15 protein-coding genes are annotated in these 20,139 nt (G+C 53.4%); 8 read left to right on the forward strand and 7 right to left on the reverse strand.

The window, feature by feature from the left end; all coding sequences use genetic code 11:
* The first annotated feature begins 13 nt into the window (after positions 1 to 13).
* The 4 genes from ACYVHB_RS11810 to ACYVHB_RS11825 all read left to right on the forward strand — a co-directional run bounded on the left by ACYVHB_RS11810 (position 14) and on the right by ACYVHB_RS11825 (position 3,198).
* Positions 14 to 934 (forward strand): DJ-1/PfpI family protein, encoded by a 921-nt coding sequence (locus tag ACYVHB_RS11810; RefSeq protein WP_461051931.1) that lies wholly within the window; start codon positions 14 to 16, stop codon positions 932 to 934.
* A gap of 89 nt (positions 935 to 1,023) precedes the next feature.
* Positions 1,024 to 1,227, forward strand: coding sequence for a hypothetical protein (locus ACYVHB_RS11815; protein ID WP_461051932.1), 204 nt, complete (start codon positions 1,024 to 1,026; stop codon positions 1,225 to 1,227).
* A 21-nt stretch (positions 1,228 to 1,248) separates the two neighbouring features.
* Positions 1,249 to 2,100 (forward strand): MbnP family protein, encoded by an 852-nt coding sequence (locus tag ACYVHB_RS11820; protein ID WP_461051933.1) that lies wholly within the window; start codon positions 1,249 to 1,251, stop codon positions 2,098 to 2,100.
* A 3-nt stretch (positions 2,101 to 2,103) separates the two neighbouring features.
* Entirely contained in the window at positions 2,104 to 3,198 is a 1,095-nt protein-coding gene (locus ACYVHB_RS11825; protein WP_461051934.1) for a cytochrome-c peroxidase, read from the forward strand.
* Between the two features lie 70 nt (positions 3,199 to 3,268).
* Here ACYVHB_RS11825 and ACYVHB_RS11830 read toward each other — a convergent pair whose 3' ends face one another.
* A complete protein-coding gene (locus ACYVHB_RS11830; protein WP_461051935.1) occupies positions 3,269 to 4,000 on the reverse strand; it encodes an NUDIX hydrolase in 732 nt (243 codons plus the stop codon).
* A 168-nt stretch (positions 4,001 to 4,168) separates the two neighbouring features.
* Here ACYVHB_RS11830 and ACYVHB_RS11835 point away from each other — a divergent pair, with 168 nt between their 5' ends.
* Positions 4,169 to 7,636: a ThuA domain-containing protein gene (locus tag ACYVHB_RS11835; protein ID WP_461051936.1), complete on the forward strand. Its 3,468-nt coding sequence runs from the start codon at positions 4,169 to 4,171 to the stop codon at positions 7,634 to 7,636.
* A 167-nt stretch (positions 7,637 to 7,803) separates the two neighbouring features.
* Here the strand turns inward: ACYVHB_RS11835 and ACYVHB_RS11840 are convergent, their stop codons facing one another.
* The 3 genes from ACYVHB_RS11840 to ACYVHB_RS11850 all read right to left on the reverse strand — a co-directional run bounded on the left by ACYVHB_RS11840 (position 7,804) and on the right by ACYVHB_RS11850 (position 10,054).
* Entirely contained in the window at positions 7,804 to 8,190 is a 387-nt protein-coding gene (locus ACYVHB_RS11840) for a MerC domain-containing protein (RefSeq protein WP_461051937.1), read from the reverse strand.
* Positions 8,191 to 8,290: 100 nt separating this feature from the next.
* A complete protein-coding gene (locus ACYVHB_RS11845; RefSeq protein ID WP_461051938.1) occupies positions 8,291 to 8,989 on the reverse strand; it encodes a TapB family protein in 699 nt (232 codons plus the stop codon).
* A 174-nt stretch (positions 8,990 to 9,163) separates the two neighbouring features.
* Positions 9,164 to 10,054 (reverse strand): geranylgeranylglycerol-phosphate geranylgeranyltransferase, encoded by an 891-nt coding sequence (locus tag ACYVHB_RS11850; RefSeq protein WP_461051939.1) that lies wholly within the window; start codon positions 10,052 to 10,054, stop codon positions 9,164 to 9,166.
* 203 nt (positions 10,055 to 10,257) lie between these two features.
* Between ACYVHB_RS11850 and bshA the strand changes: the two genes are divergently transcribed.
* The 3 genes from bshA to ACYVHB_RS11865 all read left to right on the forward strand — a co-directional run bounded on the left by bshA (position 10,258) and on the right by ACYVHB_RS11865 (position 13,634).
* Positions 10,258 to 11,394 (forward strand): N-acetyl-alpha-D-glucosaminyl L-malate synthase BshA, encoded by a 1,137-nt coding sequence (gene bshA / locus ACYVHB_RS11855; protein ID WP_461051940.1) that lies wholly within the window; start codon positions 10,258 to 10,260, stop codon positions 11,392 to 11,394.
* Between the two features lie 169 nt (positions 11,395 to 11,563).
* Positions 11,564 to 12,901: an NAD(P)/FAD-dependent oxidoreductase gene (locus ACYVHB_RS11860; protein WP_461051941.1), complete on the forward strand. Its 1,338-nt coding sequence runs from the start codon at positions 11,564 to 11,566 to the stop codon at positions 12,899 to 12,901.
* Between the two features lie 85 nt (positions 12,902 to 12,986).
* Positions 12,987 to 13,634 (forward strand): sterol desaturase family protein, encoded by a 648-nt coding sequence (locus ACYVHB_RS11865; RefSeq protein ID WP_461051942.1) that lies wholly within the window; start codon positions 12,987 to 12,989, stop codon positions 13,632 to 13,634.
* A 136-nt stretch (positions 13,635 to 13,770) separates the two neighbouring features.
* On the opposite strand, the gene ACYVHB_RS11870 is transcribed toward ACYVHB_RS11865, so the two are convergent.
* The 3 genes from ACYVHB_RS11870 to ACYVHB_RS11880 all read right to left on the reverse strand — a co-directional run bounded on the left by ACYVHB_RS11870 (position 13,771) and on the right by ACYVHB_RS11880 (position 20,134).
* On the reverse strand, positions 13,771 to 14,847 hold the full coding sequence (locus tag ACYVHB_RS11870) for a glycoside hydrolase family 43 protein (RefSeq protein WP_461051943.1): 1,077 nt from the start codon (positions 14,845 to 14,847) through the stop codon (positions 13,771 to 13,773).
* A gap of 161 nt (positions 14,848 to 15,008) precedes the next feature.
* Positions 15,009 to 16,583, reverse strand: a complete 1,575-nt coding sequence (locus ACYVHB_RS11875) for a RagB/SusD family nutrient uptake outer membrane protein (RefSeq protein ID WP_461051944.1) — start codon at positions 16,581 to 16,583, stop codon at positions 15,009 to 15,011.
* A gap of 104 nt (positions 16,584 to 16,687) precedes the next feature.
* Positions 16,688 to 20,134 carry a SusC/RagA family TonB-linked outer membrane protein gene (locus ACYVHB_RS11880; protein WP_461051945.1) on the reverse strand — a complete coding sequence of 1,149 codons (3,447 nt, stop codon included), beginning with the start codon at positions 20,132 to 20,134 and terminating at the stop codon, positions 16,688 to 16,690.
* Positions 20,135 to 20,139 lie beyond the last annotated feature (5 nt).

The following is a 20,139-nucleotide window of genomic DNA, read 5'->3' on the forward strand; positions in this document are numbered from 1 at the left end:
AATCAACAACACGATGAAATTAGTCCTTATTATTCTTTTATTGATAAGCACACTCACGCGGTTGCCCGCCCAAACGGAGTCGAAATCACCCCGTATGAAGGTAGCTATCCTGCTCTACCCCGGCGTTGAGTTGCTGGATTTTGCTGGGCCAACCGAGGTATTCAGTCTGATGGACGGCGCAACGGTGTTCACGGTTGCGCCCGAGCCAGGACCGCTCACCGTCATGAAAAAAACGCTTACCGTTCAACCCGATTATTCGCTGGCCAATTGCCCGAAACCCGATATTCTGGTTGTTCCGGGAGCCTCGCCGGATCACATTCAGGCGATGGTCGCCAACAAAGCGCTGATGAAGTGGATTCGGCAGGTGAGCAGCAAGACGCAAATTACGATGTCGGTGTGCACGGGGGCTTACCTGCTCGCGAATGTGGGTTTGCTGGATAATAAAACCGTTACGACCCACTGGGCCTCTACCGAGATGCTACAGCAGATGACACCCCGTGCGAAGGTAATGGAGCATGTCCGCTTTGTGGATCAGGGGTCCGTTGTGACAACGGCTGGCGTATCGGCGGGAATCGACGGTGCCCTACAGGTTGTGTCACGACTGAAAGGGGCCGAAGCCGCCCGGTCCATTGCCCGTATCATGGAGTACGACAACTGGCACCCGGGGTCCGGCTTAGTCATCGGCAAAAAAGCGGGTGTCAGCGCGGTGAAACACCGTCCGTCGCAGGGTGTGCCGACCGCCGTTAAGGTGACGAAACCGATTAATGTCAAGGCTGCCATGCTGTCGTCGGACACCGACCCGGTATGCCACATGAGCGTATCGTCGGGTGTTGCCGACACAGCTCATTACGCGGGTAAGCGGTTTGGGTTTTGCTCAAAAATCTGCAAACAGCGGTTTGGACAAAATCCGACTGCTTACATGAAACGTTACTAATTGACCGATGGGCGGTTGCGGGCGTGAAAAAAGGACCACGCTAAAAAATAGTCTACTGAGCCAGTCGTTATTTGATAGTCCCCTGCGCTATGCTCCGCCGACTACCGCCCATCGTTCAATTTATTTTTATCAGCATGATCGGCATCTTCATCGGAACCGTGGTGGGTTTGGTCAGCGAGTTTTTGCAGAAGCCCTTTAACGCCACCAATGCCGTCGTCTGGTTGTTTTTAATGCTCATCAGCGGAGTAATCATCACCGTGATCGTGCTGTTTGGGCGAAATAAATTAGGGTAACTGTATAAGAACAAATCATTTATGAAAACGAATACATTTGTTTCACGGTCACTTAAAATGTTTCTGTCGGCTGGATTGCTCAGTCTGGCGGTTTGGGCCTGCACGGCCGAACTTAATCCATCGCTCAGTTCGGATGCATCCGGTACGTTTCGGATTGTGTTCGACAATGTGGCGGGCAATCAGGATTTGCAGTTGAACGCCGGTACCTACACCAACGCATCGGGCGAGTCGTTCACACCCACCACGTTCACTTACTTCGTGAGTAATATCAAGCTGACCCGCACCGATGGCCGTGAGTACGTAGTTCCCCAGGACAGCAGCTACTTCCTGATTAAGGAAGACGTGCCGACGTCCCAGACGGTTACCTTGCCAAACGTACCGGCTGGTAGTTATAAGTCAGTTTCGTTCGTGATTGGCGTCGATAGCCTGCGTAGTACAATGGAGGTTGGCCGACGGACGGGCGTGCTGGACCCAGGGGGCGATCACACGAGCGCCAACGGCATGTACTGGTCGTGGAATTCGGGCTATATTTTTCTGAAACTCGAAGGCACTTCGCCCAGTGCGCCAACGGATGCCACCGGAAAAAACACGTTCCGGTACCACATTGGCTTTTTCGGTGGGCGTGACACTCGCACGCTCAACAACCTCAGAATAGCGTCGATTCCTTTTGGCAACGACGTAGCAAGGGTCGCACCGAAACAGCGACCCACCGTGACGATACAGACCGACGTGCTGAAAATTTTCCAGGGACCTGCAACCGTCAGCATTGCCAAAAATCCGGAGGTGATGATATCGTCATATTCCCAAACGATAGCCACCAACTACGCCCAGATGATGGACTACAAGGGAATCGTAACGACCACTGTCAACTAACGTATGCGTCGCTGGAAGCTGATTGGACTATTTGTGAGCGCGGGGCTGTTTGGCGCGGTGGTCTCGTGCCAGCCGGATTCGTCGTCGGGTGGGGGTGATACCATTAAGCCGGACGTACCGAAGCCGGTGGACTACAAAACTACGCCCTACGGCTGGCAAAAGCCCGCCAACTTTCCTGACCCGCTCTACAACTTCGCGAAGAACCCGATGACGGTTGAGGGCGTGGAACTGGGCAGGACGCTGTTCTACGACGATGCCCTGTCGGTTGATGGCACGGTTAGCTGTGGCTTCTGCCATCAGCAGCCGTCCGCTTTTGCGCATACCGACCACGCGCTGAGCCACGGCGTAAATGACAAAATTGGTACGCGTAACAACCTGAGTCTGCAAAATTTGGCGTTTTACCGGGCGTTTTTCTGGGATGGGGGCGTGTCGGACCTCGATCTTGTACCAATCGCACCCATCGAAAACCCGGTCGAGATGGGCCATAACCTGGGGGCGCTCTTGACGAATCTGCGAAAAAGTCCGAAGTACCCGGCCTTGTTCAAAACAGCATACGGCACCGACAGCATTACTACCGAGCGATTCTTGAAGTCCCTTTCTCAGTTCATGCTGACGATGGTATCGGCCAATAGCCGTTACGACAAATACGCCCGGAAGGAAGCGGGGGGCGAACTGACTGCCGACGAACAGGCTGGGTTGACCCTGTTCAAGCAGAAGTGCGCGACCTGCCACGCGGGTGAGCTATTTACCGATCAAACGTTCCGAAATAATGGGCTGAGCCGGGCTGCCAACCGGGACGAGGGGCGCTCATTGGTTACGCTCCGGCCCGAAGACAAGTATCTGTTCAAGGTGCCCAGCCTGCGCAACGTCGACCGATCACCGCCCTACATGCACGACGGCCGTTTCCAAACGCTCGAACAGGTGCTGAATCACTACGCCAGCGGTGTGCAGGAAGTCCCCGAACTGGACCCGGCATTACGCAATGGTGGTAATCCCGGCGTTCCACTCACCGACTCGGAAAAAAGGCAGATTGCCGCTTTTTTGCGCACCTTAACCGATCTCAGCTACGTTAACGACCGGCGGCTCGGACCGAATTAAGGTTTTGTGCTTCTGCCTGAGTAACCATCGGCTTGGGGAAAACTGGCAACCAATTTTAAGGTAAGACAAACTATGGCTGTCGCTGGAAGCGGTACAGGTAAGGAGCTTTGTTGGCGGCTCCCGTGAACTTCTTCTCCAGACGTTCCAGCACCTTCAGGTCCAGAATCTTTTTCTGAAAATTATTGCGGGCCACCGGTTTATCAAAAATCGCTTCGTAAAGCTCCTGCACTTCCTTCATGGTGAAGGTTTCGGGCAGCAGGTTGAAAGCAATTAGTTTCTGGTCGAGGTTTAGCCGTAACGTCTGGAGGGCTTGTCCAACGATTTCGGTATGGTCCATAATCATCGGAGGCAACGCCTTGATGTCGTACCAGGCAATTGATTCGTCAATATCGTTTTTCTGGGGAACAACTTTGTTTATATCGACCAGGGCGTAATAACCAATCGAAACAAAGCGTCGGCTAATCCATTCGAGTTCTTTTCGGTTGAATTGTTCATCGCCCAATTTCTCCTGGTTGAGCTGAACCATTCGCTCCCAAAACTGAAAATTATTCCGCTTAGCATCCCCAAACACCCTGAACTGCTCCAGATAGATATCCTTGATGCCGGTTCGATCTTCCAGAATGCGAAGGGCAGCCTGGTCAATGTCTTCGTCCTGTAGGATGAATCCGCCGGGTAGCGCCCAGAAATCACCCTGGAAATCGAGTTTGGGAACCAGCACGTTGAGCTGTTTTTCCCGATATCCAAAGATGACGCAATCAATCGAAAGCTGTTGAATGTAGCCTTGTTCACTCGGGGCATGCATAGTCTGTTGGTTAATCAGCAAATAAATAAAGGTCAAACGCAGCTATGGGTAAAATCAAGGTAGCACGGTAAAGGTATTCGATTGCACAAAAATTCATTGTCTATTATTTAGACAATAACAGTTTTTCTTTTTTACCTTTGTTCATCACCCGCAAAACGTCTTGTCCAAATGCGAGCAAAACTTCTCCTTATCAGCCATCTATTCATCGGACTCTGGCTACTCGTGCAGCCCATTCTGGCCCAATCGCCGAAGATTAACGTGCTCGTTTTCAGCAAAACGGCCGCCTTCCGGCACGAATCCATTGCCGCCGGTAAGCAGGCGCTGGCGAAGCTGGCCAGTGAAAAGGGGGCTGGGGTAAATTTCACCGAAGAAGCAACCCAGTTCACTGAAGCCAACCTGAAAAAGTACAATACCGTCGTCTTCCTGAACACCACCGGCGACGTGCTGAACAGCGAGCAGCAGAACGCTTTCGAGCGGTACATTCAGGCGGGCGGTGGCTACGTGGGCATTCACGCGGCTACGGATACCGAGTACGAATGGCCCTGGTACGGCAAACTCGCGGGAGCCTATTTTTTAGACCATCCCGTGACGCCCAGCAACGTGCAGAAAGGGAAATTCATCGTAACCCTCAAAAACCACTGGGCAACCAAAGGGATGCCCGACGAATTCGACCGGACCGACGAATTTTACAGCTTCAAGGATATTTCGCCGAAGATCAACGTCGTCCTGAAAATTGACGAAAAAAGCTACACCGGCGGTAAAAACCCGGATTTCCACCCGATGAGCTGGTACCAGGAGTTCGATGGTGGTCGGTCGTTCTACACCGCGATGGGACATACCAATGAAACCTTCGCTGAACCGCTGTTTCTGAATCATCTCTGGGCCGGAATCGACTACACCGCCGGGGGCGATGCGCCGAAACCGCTGGATTTCGCGAAGGCCCGGCCCGAAGAGAACCGGTTTACCAAGGTAGTATTGCAGGAGAAGTTAGACGAGCCAATGGAACTGAGCGTGTTGAACGATGGCCGAATCCTGTTCATTCAGCGCAAAGGCGAGGTACGGCTTTTCAATACTAAAACCAATGAACTGAAAACCATCGCCAAAATTCCCGTCAGTACCAAATACGTTAGCAAAGAGGGGAAAGAGTCGATGGGCGAGGATGGGCTGCTGGGCCTGAATAAAGACCCTAACTTTGCGCAAAACCACTGGATTTACCTATACTATTCGGTTCCCGAAGCGTCTAAAAACGTGCTGGCCCGATTTGAACTGCGGGGCGACGAACTGGTGATGGACTCGAAAAAGGTTCTGCTCGACGTACCGACCCAACGCGAGGAATGCTGCCACACGGGCGGCTCAATTGCCTGGGACCGGGCCGGTAATTTGTACTTATCCACGGGCGACAACACCAATCCCCACGGTTCTAATGGATACAGTCCGAGCGATGAGCGGGATGGCAGAGCACCGTGGGACGCGCAAAAATCGTCGGCCAACACGAACGATTTGCGGGGTAAGATCATCCGCATCAAACCCCAGCCCGACGGCACCTACACTATTCCCGACGGCAATCTCTTTCCGAAAGGCACCGCCCCCGGTGACGACCGCCGGACGCGTCCCGAAATCTATACAATGGGCCACCGCAACCCGTTCCGCATTTCGGTTGACCCAAAGACCGGGTACGTTTACTGGGGTGAGGTAGGACCCGATGGAGCCAAACCAGATTCGACCCGAGGCCCCGCTGGTCAAGACGAAGTGGGGCAGGCGCGTAAAGCTGGTAATTTCGGCTGGCCTCATTTCGTGGGCGATAACAAAGCCTACCACAAATACGATTTTGCGGCCAGCAAGTCTGGAGAGATGTGGGATGTCAATGCGCCTACAAATACCTCCCCCAATAACACCGGGCTAAACGTGCTGCCACCGGCTCAAAAAGCGTTTATCTGGTATCCATACGCCGAGTCGCCCGAATTCCCATTAGTAGGGGCTGGTGGCCGGAACGCAATGGCTGGACCGGTATTTTATGCTGAAAACTTTACCCGTGCAACCCGCGCCTTCCCGAACTACTACGACGGAAAACTGCTGACCTACGATTGGATGCGCGGCTGGATTATGGCCGTCACGACGGATAAGGAAGGCAGTTACCAATCAATGGAGCGGTTCATGCCCAGCTATAAATTTTCCAACCCGATGGACATGGAGTTTGCCGACAATGGTGACTTATACATGCTCGAATACGGTTCGGGCTGGTTTTCAGCCAACGATGACGCCCGCCTGATTCGGATTGAATACAATGGTGGCAATCGCAAACCCCAGCTTCAGTTGGTAGCTAATCAGATGGGTGGTTCAGCGCCGTTTCCCCTCAAATTGTCGGCGAAAGGCACCACCGACGCCGATGGCGATGCGCTGACGTATGTTTGGAAGATAGGGTCGAAAAACGGATTTAGCAAGGTGATTAACGCCCCCGACGCGAACCTGACGCTGACCAAAGTAGGTCTTTACACCGCTACGCTGACGGTGAACGACGGCAAAGGAGGTATTAATACGCAGTCAATAGAAGTAACGGTCGGCAATGAACCACCTGTGTTGAGCCTCGACATGCCGAAGAGCAACAAGACTTTCTACGCGGCCAACAAGCCCTTCCAGTACGACATTAAGGTGAAAGACAAGGAAGACGGTACGCTGGGGAAAGGCATTAACCCCGATCAGGTAGCCGTCACCATCGACTACTTAGCCGAGGGGTACGACAAGATCGCCATTGCCCAGGGGCACCGGTCGGCCGATGCCAACGCGGTGTTTACGGCGGGCAAACGGCTCCTCGAAGCCAGCGACTGCAAGGCGTGTCACAGCGTGGAGAAGAAGTCGATTGGACCGGCCTATCGCGACGTGGCCATGAAGTACAAAGGTGAAAACACCGCTTTGGAGCGGCTGACGAAGAAAGTAATCACCGGGGGTAGTGGCGTTTGGGGCGAAACGCCCATGTCGGCCCACCAGCAGCTTTCAACCGCCGATGCCTCGGAGATGGTGAAGTACATTCTGAACATTGCCAACGAAAAACCGAAAGCCAACTCGCTGCCAGTGAAGGGGAGCTACACGGCCAAATTGCCGTCTGGCGACAAGGGCAAAGGCGTTTTCATCGTCCGCGCTGCCTACGAAGATCAGGGGGCCAACGGACTGCCTTCGTTGAAATCAGAACAGACGTTTGTGCTGCGCAATGCCAACATGGACGTTCATGGTTTCGACACGTATGAAGACGTTAATAAGATGGCTTACGGGGGCAATAACTTAGCTATTCCCAGTAAGTCAGGCGCTCACATGGTGATTAAACAGGTCGATTTGGCCGGGGTGAGTGCGTTCCGAGTCATGGCGACGGCTCCCAAACCCCAGCTCAACGCCAAAGGTGGTAAAGTTGAACTGCGTCTGGACAGCCCAACCGGAAAACTGATCGGTGAGTCGACGTATCTGGAGCCTTCGGATAAGCTGGACTTTACCCCATCTCAATTGACCATCCCGATTAAGCTGCCCATTCCAATCGACAACAAACCGCACGACTTGTACTTAGTCTTTGTCAATCCCAGTGAGGCTTCGGGCAGCCTGATGGTGGTCATGGGTGTTGAAGCGGTCCTGAATTCAAGTGAGCAGTAAGCTATTAGGCGACCGTCATTTTCGTGACTAAGCGTTGACGTTGATGCGACCGCCAAACGGTTGAAGTGGATCGAGATAATTTAGTCTATTTGGTCGCGATGGCGTAGATAACAATAAAGGCGGTGCATGTGCACCGCCTTTATTGTTATAAGCTTTTTAGGGAACAACTACGCCGATCTGGCGTGTTGCAGCCGGTGTTGTCGGATGTTGATGAGGTGGGTCACAACCAAACCCGCCGAGGCTGCGTAGCCGAGCAGTTGAAAGGCTTCGTTGACGTCTTCGAGCAAAATGGCAACCGTAAACAAGGACAGAAAACCCCACAGTGCCCGTTTGATGGCTAACGAAACATCAGACCTTGTAGCAAAATACACGGCTACGATATTAACCCCAATAAACAGGTAATCCAGACTCAGGAAGCCAATCCGCAGGTGTTCATCGCGCATCACGGCGGTCGTCATTAGCAGCACCGGCGTAACCAAGCAGTGAACGAGGCACAGCACCGAACCGGTGATGCCAATGTAATCGGCTTTGCGGGAGAAGAGGTCTGTTTTCATAAGCACGGCACAAAATTACGAAGCTTCTACAAATCGTACGTTCCGTTAACTCTCTTTTTTGCAACTTAGTTGCGAAAACTTACCTTTTTACTGGGAGTACTTAATTTGCTTTGGTCAACAGGGAATAGCCCATGAGTTTGCCAGTCTTGTTATACGTCTCCGACCTAACGTCGAAAAGCTGATTAGCCGCGCGGTAACTGACCGTGCGCATTGTCCCCCGGATTGGAATGCCCATCATGCGATTCTCGAAATTCATGTCCGACGTCACTTTATAGGTGTCGAACGTCCCGGCTGGGGTTGTGATGGGGGCCTTGCTTTCGACCTGCCGGTTGCTCATTGTCATGTTCATTGTCATCATGGTACTACCATTATTGACCAGTTCGGCTTCCATCTGGCCGTCGGGCAATTTCTGGCCCGCGCTCAGTTTGCCTGGATACACCAACTTGTTCGACTTCAGCCGCATTTCTGCGTCTTTCATATTGTTTTGCATCGACTGCATCATGCCCGACATATCGGCTACGAGTTCATCGCCCGTGCAGGTGTAATGAATGGTATAGGCCTGCTGTTGTTTGCCTTTGTCATCCTGAAACTGCGCCGTAATGTCCATCACCGTTGCCGGGCCTTCCCGCCGGACGTCTTTCACCTGATACACAATTTTGCCAGTGGGCTTGTCTTTGGCGTTGAAGGTGCTAAGTTCGTAGTTCATGCCGCTTTTAAACGTCATGCCTAAGCAGTCCTGCGCTAAACAGGTGACCGTTGACAAAGAACAAATCAAGAGCGTAATCAGCAGCGTTTTCATGGAGCGAACGTGGTTTAGTGGGTGAAAAATCAAAGATAGCCGCTACACCTGCTCATGTTCATAATGCTTGAGGGAACGGAGTATTGAATGCACCGCGCGGGCGGCCCCGAATGGTTAATGAATAATGCACAATGAACAGTCAGCCCGTCATTCATTGTGCATTATTCATTCCCTTCACGCCCACATCATGCTGATGACGCCCATGAGCATGATGAATTTGCAGAGTGTGCTGAGGTAACCGAAATCGCGCCGGGTATCGGCAAACACCAGCCGGTAGGTGAAGTAGGTGATAGGCACGAGCAGCAATAGAAAAATAGTACTCAGATGCTGGTTGCCGAGTGAGCCAGCGATCAGAAACAGAGTCATGATAAATGACCCGATAAGCACGTAGAGCAGGTATTTGGTTCGGCGCAGACCCCACACGATGGGCAGCGTCCGGCACCCGAAGCGGGCGTCGCCCCGGATGTCCTGCATGTCTTTGATGATTTCCCGGATGAGCGAAATACCGAACGAAAACAAAGCGTAAATAAGCAGCATCTGGGCGTTTTGGCGGTAGTAAACGGCCAGTACTATGAAAGACAGAGCCGTCAGCAGTGAAATCACGACGTTGCCAATCAGAGGTTGCCGCTTAAACAGGGCCGAATAGAACCAGAGCAACGACACCGACACGACATCAATCACAAAAACCCATTTGCTCAGGTAAAGGCCAATCAGACAGCCAATTACGTTCAGCAACTGGTGTGCACCGATGGCCACCCGGCGTTTGAGGTAACGGCCAATGACGACCCGCTCCGGTTTGTTGACAAGGTCGATTTTGATATCGAAATAGTCGTTGATGATATAACCTGCTGCCGCAATGCAGACCGTAGAGAACGAAAGCAGCCAGATCGTCGGATCGGTCAAAATGCGCAGCCAGACCGCACGGGAGCCATCGGGTTCGGGTCCAATCAGAAAAATGCGGGCTAAAAACTGCGTCAGCACAACAATCAGCAGGTTCTGTACCCGGATGAGTCGCAGAAAACCAAGAACAAAAGCCGAAAAAGGAACAGGCTGCCGTGCGACCATGACCATTTTTTGCCTAAAAATACGGGTTTTTATGGGTTCGTAGTCTGTGGTAGTCTGGTTTGTGGTTAGTTAGCGCGTCGGCAACGTACCTGCAACCATAAACTCACAAACCTGCTGACTTCAGAATCACCTTCGGGATTCTTTTCAGGTACGTTTGTTGTTCAGTTCTAAAACCGCTCCCGGCCCCTGGGCTTCCCACTCGAATGAAAATCGGTATTGTGTGCTACCCAACCTTTGGAGGCAGTGGTGTAGTCGCCACTGAACTTGGTAAGGCGCTGGCCAAAAACGGCCATCAAATTCATTTTATCACGTATCAGCAACCGCCCCGGCTCGACTTTTTCAACGAAAACGTCTTTTACCATGAAGTAAACATACCGTCGTACCCGCTCTTCCAGTACGCTCCCTATGAGACGGCGCTGACCAGCGAAATGGTTAACGTGGTGCTCAATGAGAACGTTGATTTACTGCATGTTCATTACGCGATTCCGCACGCGTCGGCGGCATACATGGCCAAGATGATTCTGCGGGCGCAGGGCCGCCACGTGCCCGTTGTCACCACGCTTCACGGGACCGATATTACACTTGTGGGCAAAGACGCGTCTTACGAACCAGTTGTTACGTTCAGCATCAACGAGTCGGATGGGGTTACGTCGGTATCAGAGAATCTTCGGCAGGACACGTACGCCCACTTCAAGGTTCACCGCGACATTGAGGTCATTCCAAACTTCATCGACCTGAGCCGTTTCAACAAGCAAAAGAAAGAGCACTTTAAGAAAGCGATCTGTCCCAACGGCGAAAAGCTGATTGTGCACATCTCCAATTTTCGGCGCGTGAAACGCATTGACGACGCCGTGATGATGTTTCACCACGTTCAGCAGCAGATTCCGGCCAAACTTCTGCTCGTGGGCGACGGTCCCGAACGCGCCCGCATTGAGCGGCTCGTGCGCGAATTAGGCATCTACGATCAGGTGCGGTTTCTAGGTAAGTTAGACGCCGTTGAGGAGGTGCTGTCGGTCGCCGATCTGTTCGTGATGCCGTCCGAGAACGAGAGTTTTGGCTTGGCCGCGCTGGAAGCCTTAGCCTGCGAGGTGCCGCTGATTACATCGAATGCGGGGGGATTACCCGAGCTAAACGTGCAGGGCGTAACGGGTTTCCTGAGCAACGTGGGCGACGTGGCCGACATGGTGAAAAACGCGTTGTACATCTTAGACGATGAGCACCTGCCAACGTTCAAGCAAAACGCGCTGGTGCGGGCCAAAGAGTTTGAGTTATCGCGTATCCTGCCCCTTTACGAAGCCCATTACGAGCGGGTGTTGCAGGGAGTGATGAACAATGTATAAGATTAATGAACAATGAGTAATGTTCAATGTATAATGAATAGCAGACTGACACCTATCTGTTTGTTTACCCGCTCTTATTAATTGCACATTACTCATTTAGAGCAGCCTGCTCGCCGGTTGTCTGGTCGGTACACTATTCATTTTACATTGACCATTATTCATTCAAAAAATGAACCCAAACATACCCAAAACGGACCGGAAGCGCGTTGTGATCGTTGGTGCGGGCTTCGGCGGTCTGCAATTAGCCCGCAAGCTGTCGAGCCGGAAGGAATTTCAGGTGGTGCTCATTAACCGGCACAATTACCATGAATTTCAACCGCTTTACTACCAGGTCGCTACGGCCGGTCTGGAAGCTAATTCCATTCTGTTTCCGCTGCGGGCCGTGTTTGGCAACTGCAAAAACGTACACATCCGCATCACGAGCGTAACCGGTGTGCGAACTGCCGATAAAACCGTCGATACCGAACTGGGGCCGGTGCCCTACGATTATCTCGTGATTGCGACCGGGGCCGACACGAATTTCTTCGGCCAGCAAAACATCATTGAGAAAGCGCTGCCAATGAAGTCTGTTGCAGAAGCCATTACCCTGCGCAACCGGATGCTGCAGAACTTCGAGGATGCGCTGAGCGTCGAAACCGCCGACGAGCGCGAGGGTCTGATGGACGTGGTGGTCGTGGGGGGCGGACCAACGGGCGTTGAACTTTGCGGTACGCTGGCCGAAATGCGCAAAACCGTACTGCCCAAAGACTATCCTGAACTGGACTTTGGCATCATGGACATCTACCTGATTGAGTCGGGGGGCGAACTTCTGGGACCCATGTCGGTGCAGTCGCAAACACATTCGCTCGACTATTTGCAGGGCCTGGGCGTACAGGTTAAGCTCAATACCCGCGTGAAAGATTTCGACGGGCGCACCGTAACCATGGTCGACGGATCGACGCTTCGCACCAACAACCTCATTTGGGCGGCTGGGGTCAAGGCCAATCCGCTGGCAGGTTTACCGCCGGACGTGATTGGGCGTGGCGGGCGTATTACGGTGAATCGCTATAATCAGGTAACCGGTTTTACGGATGTGTTTGCCATTGGCGACGTAGCCCTGATGACCGAAGAAAAATGGCCGAATGGTCATCCGCAGGTAGCGCAGCCCGCCATGCAGCAGGGTAAACTACTGGCTAAGAACTTGTTGCGCTGGCTTCGCAACGAGCCGCCGGTGGAGTTTACCTACCGCGACTTAGGCACTATGGCCACTATTGGGCGTGGATTAGCGGTCGTTGATTTGCCCTTTTTTAAATTTCAGGGATTTTTCGCGTGGCTCACCTGGTTATTTGTTCACCTGATGTCCATTGTTGGCGTCAAAAACCGGCTTGCGATCTTCATCAACTGGATGTTTAATTACCTGACCTACAACAACTCGCTACGGCTGATTATTCGTCAGAAACTACCTCAGGGCAATATGGCAGCTATGCAGGAGAAACTTTCCGATCAGATGGAGGTTGTTAAAACATAGTCAACCTAATTTACTATCTGACGAACGGACGATTCTTATTTCGTCGTAATTTTGCATCAATACCATTTACCAACGTACTCTTTTTATGGAATCGACGACTGAGAAATTACATACAATGGCCGGTCACGGCAAGACGCGGCCTAAGAATACGGGCACTAAACAACTGTTCGACAACCCTATTCTGGAAGCCCTCTCGCGGACGCACATCATGGTACCGATTTCCATGTGGGTGGTACTGTCCGCATTTTTAGGCTGGTACGCGTTCACCTACACCGATATGAGCACGGGCACCATCACAACTTTGTTTCTGGCGGGTCTGCTGGTGTTCTCGCTGTTCGAGTATGTGCTGCACCGCTACCTCTACCATTTAGCGCCAACAACGCCCCAACGCGCCGAAATTCAGTACAAAATGCACGGCGTCCACCACGAATACCCAAAGGATAAAACCCGGTTGGCCATGCCTCCCGTAATAGCCATCTTCGTAGCTGGTGCGTTTTTTGGCTTGTTCTTCCTGCTGATGGGCGAAGCGGCTTACGCGTTCTTCCCTGGTTTTCTGGTCGGTTACACCGGGTATTTATCCGTGCATTTTATCGTCCACGCGTACGCGCCACCGAAGAATTTTTTCAAGCAGTTGTGGGTTAATCATAGCGTTCATCACTACAAAAACCACGACAGCAACTACGGCGTGTCTTCTCCACTCTGGGACTACGTGTTTAAGTCGTTTCAAAAGTAGGACGTACACAACTTAGTAAAAGCCCCGGCTGATACCTATCAGCCGGGGCTTTTACTGTAGGGCCGAACCTCTGGGTTCTGGGTTCGGGCGACTTACATCAGTTTCAACCAGCCGAACCAGAGATTCGGCTCTACACTCACTCCCCGCTGGGCCGCTTCTGCAACTCCGTCAGTGACGCGGGCTTTCCAAAGTCGGGTGAGCCGTCAGCTTTCCACGTAAACCGCTGCATCCGAATCGATCGGCGGTCGTCGCAGCCCTGCCCGGCCTGCGGATTAGCGTGGTACAAAATCCAGTTCTCCCGGCTGTCGGGCGTGGTGAAGAAGCTGTTGTGTCCCACACCGTACGTGCCGTTGGCAGCCGTTGGACCAAAAACGGGTGTCGCCGATTTGGTCCACGATGCCGGGTTGGTCAGGTCGGCGGTGGCACTGGCGGTGAGTATTCCCAGGGCGTAGTCGTCGGTGCTGCAATGACTGGCCGAATACACCAGAAATACTTTGCCGTCGTGCGTCAGAAACTCCGGTCCTTCGTTCACGTCCGGGTTTCCCTGCTTCTCCCAGTCGTAGTCCGGCGCTGAAACGAGCACGCGCGGACCGTCGGCCGTTACGGGGTCTTTCATTTTGCAGATGTAAACGTTCTGCTTCCGGTTGTCGACCGCGTTCTCCCAGCCCGACCAGGCGAAATATAACTGCCCGTTCTGCTGTAGCAATGTGCCGTCGATGGCCCATTTGTCATCGGCTAATTTCAGTTCGCCTTTCAAGACCCATGTTCCCGTGAGCGGGTCGGCGGCTTCGTTTTCGAGGACGTACATCCGGTGTTGCGTATTGGGGGCCACCACAGCCGCGTAGTAGATGTACCATCGGTTATTAACGCGGTGCAGTTCGGGTGCCCAGATGTCGCGCGTGGCCGGTCCCGACGATGGGGGAGACCACACGCCACTGTATTGCGACGAACTAAGCAGACTCATTTTTTTGGTTTTGTAGATACGCACGTTGCCCCCCGTTGTGTGCATCACATAGTAAAAGCCATCCTGATAAATCACCCACGGATCAGGACCGGCGGGCAGCAGCGGATTTCGGAAGGTGGTAGCCGTGTCGGAAACGGGCGTTGGCGTCGGTGTAACTGTGGTACCAGAAGTGGGCGTTTTGCGACACGCCATTGGTCCGCCCATCAGGACGACCAGCAACAGCGGCAGCAGGAGACGGTTTTTGTTCATGACGTTGTTTGTACGATAAAAAACCGGCCCCGTTACGGAACCGGTTTTGAGCATTACTTACCTATGAGAATAAAGTTTTTTGGGTGATTGAGTGTTTACGTGTATAGGCACCGGGCCACGACACACATACACGTAAACACCCAATCACCTAAACACCATTCTTACCAGCCCGGATTTTGCTTGATCTTGGTGTTCGCGTCGGTTTCGTAGAGCGGAATCGGGTACAACTCGCTCTTGCCCTTCACGAACGTTTTAAAATCCGTGTCGTTGTCCGCCGTGTTCGCGGGTTTGTTGGTCGCTGCGTCGGCTCCGGCTACTTCCGGTCCCACGATGCCATAGCGTTTCATATCCCAGTACCGCTGGGTTTCGCCCGCCAGTTCCAACACACGCTCCTGGCGCAGTTGCAGCCGAAACGCGGCCTGCGTCAACGTCAGCGGCAGATCGGCCATGTTTACCCGCGCCCGAACCCGGTTAGCAAACGGAATAGCTACCGCCGTTTGGCCCTGCTCGTTCAGGGCTTCGGCGTACAGCAATAGCACGTCGGCTAAGCGAATGACGCGGTTGTTGATGCCCGAAAAGTAGCTGTCATTGGCTTTGAAGTAATTGGTGTATTTGATCCAGAACCGGTCCCGGTCGGCCAGAAAGTCGGTGCCCTCGGCCGACTGATTAAACTCAGCGTACGTTTTGCCGTACGGCTTGAGCGAACTACCGCCGTAGAACAGCGTATAGTCGAGCCGGTAGTCGACATTGCCCGCTTTGTCTTTTTCCTTTAGAAACTGGTCGTGGAGCCACTTCGTCGGCTGACCGTCGCACCAGCCACCGCCGTTGAAGTTTTTAGTGTTGCGCAAACCAAAAAACTGCGCCCGTTCCGACGATTCAGAACCACCCGCTACGTCGTAGTTTGGGAAGCCCGCCCGGTTTTCTTCGTAGTACTGAATCTCAAACAGCGACTCTTTATTGTTCTCCAAAGCTGTGGTGAAATTGTCCTTGAAATCGGGCATCAGGTCGAAGCGCGTTGGCGTTTTGTCGATAATCTGTTTGAACGCGGCTGCTGCTTCAGCCCACTGGCGCTGCTGCATGTGAGCCTTGCCCATCAGTGCAATGGCGCTGTACTTGTGCAGGCGGCCCACATCCTGACCCGTGTAACTTTCGGGCAGATCGACGGCGGCTTCCTGCGCGTCTTTAATCACCTGCGCAAATACCTGCGCCTGCGTGGCCTGGTCGGGCCGGTCGGACGGCTGCTGCGAAGTCAGCACCAGCGGCACGTTGCCCCAGATGTTGGCCATGCTGTAATAAAAATACGCGCGGATCAGCTTGGCTTCGGCCAGAATGCGCTTCTGCAATACGGCGTCCATTGTGATGTTCGGCACGTTTTCGAGTACCTGATTCGTCCGGTAGATGCCTTGATAAGCGGCTTCGTACGATTCGCGGTTCATCTCAATATTAGAGTTTGTCACGATAAACTTGCCAAGGTTGGCCAGGTCCGTCCAGGGGCTTTGGCTGTAGCCTTCGTCTGAGGAGAGATCGGTCAGAAACAGCTGCCAGAGCGACCACCGCCGATCCTGCATACCGCTGTAAGCAGCATTAAGACCTTTAATGGCGTCGTCGGGCGTTTTCCAGAATGTTTGGGTCGATGCCTGATTGGGGTTGACCTGATCGAGCAGTTTGCTCTCGCTGCAACTGAACAGGATACCCCCGGTCAGGATGGCGGTCAGGGCCAGTGATTTTGTGTTCATGAGAATACTGTATGGTACCGTTGGTTGAAATCGTTCGATTATCAAATTTACCAAAATAAGGTGTATAAGCCATCTCGACAATACACCTTAATTCATTGCTCACGTTAGAAGCTAAATTGTAGACCGGCACTGATCGTGCGCGCTACGGGGTAGTTACCCTGATCAATGCCCCGGCCAATGTAATTACCACGATTTTGAGCGTTCCGATCACCTACATCACCGATTACGTCCGGGTTGTAGCCCGAGTACTTGGTGATGGTGAACAGATTCTGCGCATTCACGTACACGCGGGCCGATCCCATTTTTAACCGCGTCAGCATGGGCGCTGGAAAGTTGTAGGCCAACTGGAGCGTCCTGAGCCGACCGTAGGCTCCGCTCTCTACCCACCGGTCGGTGTTGAAGGCCGGGTTCAGGGTTGGGTCGCCTTTAATGGGTTTCGGTGTCGTGGTCGAGGTGCCCGGCCCGGTCCAGAACGTCACGTCTGACCGCACGTTCTGCACGTCGTCGAAGCGGTCTGTCCAGTTACGGCTGCGGTTAAAAAGCAGGTTGCCCGATACGCCTTGAAAGAAGATGGTGAGGTCGATGTTCTTGTATGAAACAGCGATGTTAGAACCATATTCAAACTTAGGGAACGGCGTTCCGACAATCTGCCGGTCGTCGTTGTTAATAATACCATTACCATCGGTGTCGACGTATCGCACGTCGCCCGGCGTCACGTTCGGTTGAAATGGTATAACATTGCCAGTCGCATCTCTTGCCGTGTTGGCGGCTTCAATCTCGGCTTGGGTCTGGAAAATGCCATTCTGTTTGAACACGTAAAAAGCCGCCAGTGGACCGCCTACCGCCGTTCGCGTAATCTGACCGTAGCCATACAACGGCTGGTTGCCGTTGGTTGGCACCAACTGGAGCACCTTATTCTGGATACTGGTGATCTGCCCGTTGATGCTGTACCGGAAATCACCACGCTTGTCCTGATAGGTCAGGCCCAGTTCAATACCCTTGTTTTGAATCTTACCGAGGTTATCAAATGGGTTATCGCCCTGATTACCCGCCGAAATAGGGATGGGCACCCGCAACAAGAGGTCTTTGGAGAGCGAGTAGAAGTAATCGGCCGTCAACTGAATTTTTCCGTTGAAGAACGTAGCGTCGATGCCCACGTCGGTCGTTGTTTTGCTTTCCCAGCGCAGGTTCGAGTTCTGCAACTGGCGGTTAGCGGCTCCCGCTACAATTTCATTACCACCCCCCAGTACGTAGTTCAGATTTGGCTGAATCGTGGGGTACAGCGAGTACGGCGCAATGGCCTGGTTGCCCACCGATCCGTAGCTGGCCCGCAGCCGAAGGTCACCAATGGCCGGAACGTTCTGCATAAACGACTCCCGGTTGATGTTCCAGGCGGCCGATACCGATGGGAAATAAGCTACCTGATTGTTAGTCGGGAAATTTGACGATGCATCCCGTCGAATATTGGCCTGAATGTTATACTTGTCGGCGTAGGTGTAGTTAACCCGGCCTAAGTACGAAATCAGGCCAGACGTGTTATTGAAGCCATCGGTGCGCGGATTGAGCGTACCGGCAGCTTGCTGATAAAATTCTCCGACGATGCCTTCCGTGCGGGCAAACACTTCGTTCTGGTTGTCGCGCTGCCGGGTGTACCCCACCAGCCCACTGATGGTGTGTTTGCCAAATGTCCGGTTGGCACTCAGCGTGTTCTCCACCAGCGTGTTGAAGAATCGGCCATTGATGTCCTCCAGAATGCCGTACGGCGTGTTGGGGCTGTTGTAGCTCAGCGCACCGGGCCGCTGGAAGTACTTGTTCTGGTACAGAGCGAAGTCCAGCCCTAAGCTCAGGCGGTAGGTTAGCCAGGGCAGAATAGCGTATTCGGCAAAAATATTGCCCAGCAATTTATAGCTGTCAACGACCCGGTCGTCCTTCAACTGCTGACCAATCGGGTTGGTGCCAAACGTTGGGTTGTTGGTGCCCCCAAATCCGTAGCCGCTCAGGTTATTGGCATCAAACACGGGGATGGTGGGCGGCATCCGGATGACGTTATCAAAGGGTTGGCCATTCACCTGTTTGTCCCGGATGTAGGCTAAGTACAACGATTCGCCGATGCTGAATTTGCCTCGCGTCGTGCCTGCGTTCACCCGGCCTGAGTACCGCTTGAAATTTGGCCCGATGATGGTGCCGTCCTGCGCGAAATAACCCCCGGAAATTCGGTAGTTCGATTTGTTGCCTCCGTTATCGGATCCCCCGGCGATGCTGATGTTATGGTCGGTGATGGCGCCGGGTTTAATCAGTTCTTCCTGCCAGTCGGTGTTGTAGCCCCCCGCGCCAAAATCTGGTACGGGCTGACCCCCATTCTGATACGCGGCCGTCCAGGTGCGGATGTACTGTTCCCGGCCCGCCAGCGGCAAGCGTTTGGCAATGTTCTGGACGCCGTAGTAGCCGCTGTACTCGATGGAGGGTTTCCCCGCTTTACCCCGTTTGGTCGTAATGACAATGGCTCCGTTCATGCCCCGCGAGCCGTACAGCGCGGTGGCGGCTGCGTCTTTCAAGATCGTGATGGTTTCCACGTCGTTGGGGTTGAAGTCAGCGGCAGCGCTGCCTATAATGACCCCGTCGATGATGTAAATCGGGTCCTGATTGGAACCGAATGTGCTCGACCCGCGAATTTTGATGCTGGCGGTAGCACCCGGCGCACCGCCCGCCGACGCTACCGTAACGCCGGGTGCACGCCCCTGAATCTGGTCAACGACCGACGCGGCCTGTACTTTTTTGGCTTCCACCGTATTGACGATGCTGACGGCTTCGGTCAGGTTCGACCGCTTCACCGTACCGTACGACACCACGACGACTTCGTCCAAGGTCCGGTTGTCGGGGGCCATCTTCACGTTGATCGTCGTGCGGCTGCCGATGGCTATCTCCTGACTGATGTAGCCCACACTCGAAACCGTCAGCGTGGTGGCTCCGTCCGATACGTTCAGGACGAAGTTGCCGCTGGCGTCGGTGGTGGTGCCGGTTTGGGTGCCTTTCTCAATGACGTTCGCACCGGGCAGCCCGGCATTATTTTCGTCAGTGATCTGGCCGGATATGCGCTTGGCCCGCGGGGCTTCGGAGGTCGTTTCCCGGCCTGACTCGATGGCTGAACTGGCCATTGAAGAACTGACTGCCAGATCAGCGTTTTTTAAGGGTGCTGCCTGAATCGCAATCAGATTGTCATTTACCTTCCGATAACGCAACCCCTGCGTTTCGATGAGCTGCGTCAGTGCCTGATCGAGCGAAAGCCCATTTACGTCGATTTCTGTCAGGCGGCCGGTCAACAGTTGTTCGTCATACGCAAAATTAACGTTGAATTGCTTTTCAACACCCGCAAGGGCTTTTTTCAGCGACCGTGACCGCTGGCGCACGTCGGACGCAGCTTGCTGACGATACGCCGTGCCTTCGTAAGTCGTCTGAGCGCGGGTTAGTAGCTGTGCGTCAGCGGATTGCGGCAGTACGTAAACGCCGACTCCCACCAGCAGCATGGAAAGAGAGATATACTTATTTTTCATAGGAT

It is taken from the genome of Spirosoma arcticum, assembly GCF_054779955.1.

Coding starts and splice junctions, on each gene's coding strand:
- ACYVHB_RS11810 (WP_461051931.1), top strand. CDS start 14: ATGAAATTAGTCCTTATTATTCTTTTATTGATAAGCACACTCACGCGG.
- ACYVHB_RS11815 (WP_461051932.1), top strand. CDS start 1,024: ATGCTCCGCCGACTACCGCCCATCGTTCAATTTATTTTTATCAGCATG.
- ACYVHB_RS11820 (WP_461051933.1), top strand. CDS start 1,249: ATGAAAACGAATACATTTGTTTCACGGTCACTTAAAATGTTTCTGTCG.
- ACYVHB_RS11825 (WP_461051934.1), top strand. CDS start 2,104: ATGCGTCGCTGGAAGCTGATTGGACTATTTGTGAGCGCGGGGCTGTTT.
- ACYVHB_RS11830 (WP_461051935.1), bottom strand. CDS start 4,000: ATGCATGCCCCGAGTGAACAAGGCTACATTCAACAGCTTTCGATTGAT.
- ACYVHB_RS11835 (WP_461051936.1), top strand. CDS start 4,169: ATGCGAGCAAAACTTCTCCTTATCAGCCATCTATTCATCGGACTCTGG.
- ACYVHB_RS11840 (WP_461051937.1), bottom strand. CDS start 8,190: ATGAAAACAGACCTCTTCTCCCGCAAAGCCGATTACATTGGCATCACC.
- ACYVHB_RS11845 (WP_461051938.1), bottom strand. CDS start 8,989: ATGAAAACGCTGCTGATTACGCTCTTGATTTGTTCTTTGTCAACGGTC.
- ACYVHB_RS11850 (WP_461051939.1), bottom strand. CDS start 10,054: ATGGTCGCACGGCAGCCTGTTCCTTTTTCGGCTTTTGTTCTTGGTTTT.
- bshA (WP_461051940.1), top strand. CDS start 10,258: ATGAAAATCGGTATTGTGTGCTACCCAACCTTTGGAGGCAGTGGTGTA.
- ACYVHB_RS11860 (WP_461051941.1), top strand. CDS start 11,564: ATGAACCCAAACATACCCAAAACGGACCGGAAGCGCGTTGTGATCGTT.
- ACYVHB_RS11865 (WP_461051942.1), top strand. CDS start 12,987: ATGGAATCGACGACTGAGAAATTACATACAATGGCCGGTCACGGCAAG.
- ACYVHB_RS11870 (WP_461051943.1), bottom strand. CDS start 14,847: ATGAACAAAAACCGTCTCCTGCTGCCGCTGTTGCTGGTCGTCCTGATG.
- ACYVHB_RS11875 (WP_461051944.1), bottom strand. CDS start 16,583: ATGAACACAAAATCACTGGCCCTGACCGCCATCCTGACCGGGGGTATC.
- ACYVHB_RS11880 (WP_461051945.1), bottom strand. CDS start 20,134: ATGAAAAATAAGTATATCTCTCTTTCCATGCTGCTGGTGGGAGTCGGC.